This is a genomic window from Phocaeicola coprophilus DSM 18228 = JCM 13818 (assembly GCF_000157915.1).
In the GTDB taxonomy this organism is placed as follows: Bacteria; Bacteroidota; Bacteroidia; order Bacteroidales; family Bacteroidaceae; genus Phocaeicola; species Phocaeicola coprophilus.
In genome coordinates, this window is the sequence record NZ_EQ973677.1 from 1 (window position 1) to 883 (window position 883).

The following is an 883-nucleotide window of genomic DNA, read 5'->3' on the forward strand; positions in this document are numbered from 1 at the left end:
TTATTACTGTCCGATAAAAATTTTACAAAACCATAAAATTAGGGCTGACTTCATTTGCGAGGTCAGCCCATTTTCGTTAGATTTCAGTCGCCAAACAATAAAATCTAATTATGGGCAAAAGTACACATTTTAGCGGACAGCCGCTCTATTGTCAGGTGATAAAATTACTGGACAAGTCAAGAATCCTTCGGTTAAGTCGTGAATATGGTGGAGAGCACTATGTAAAACGTTTCGACATATGGACTCATCTTGTCGTTATGCTCTACGCGGTCATCATGCGTTTTGATTCCTTACGTGAGATAATGGCTTCCCTACAGGCAGAATCCCGCAAACTTTGTCATTTAGGTATCAGGTTAATGCCTTCTCGCAGTACTCTTTCCGATGCCAACAGACGACGGCCGGAAATTATATTTGAGTCCATCTATCGTGACTTATACACTACATACAGAAATATACTTTCCTCGGACAGCCGCAAGAACAGGGATAAAGCCTGGATGAAGCGTCTTCAGATTATTGATTCCACCACTATCACTCTTTTCTCTAATCTCCTGTTCAAGGGTGTTGGACGTCATCCCAAGACCGGCAAGAAGAAAGGAGGTATAAAGGTACACACTGTCATACACGCCAACGAAGGAGTTCCTTCAGATATAAAGTTCACTTCGGCAGCAACCAACGATTCTTTCATGTTAAGACCGTCAGTAATGAACAAAGGTGACATAATAGCCATGGACCGTGCATACATTGATTATGAGAAACTGGAAACACTCACGCAAAGAGAAGTTATGTATGTAACAAAAATGAAGAAGAACCTGAAATAAAACATTATAGAAGACTGTATGTACCAGAATGATAAAGGCTTTATGGAGGTACGTATACAAAATGT

General features: G+C 40.3%; 1 pseudogene. It reads left to right on the forward strand.

From position 1 onward, the window contains the following. Positions 1 to 110 precede the first annotated feature (110 nt). Positions 111 to 815, forward strand: a pseudogene (locus BACCOPRO_RS16910) (DUF4372 domain-containing protein); the annotation flags it as partial. Between the last annotated feature and the right edge of the window lie 68 nt (positions 816 to 883).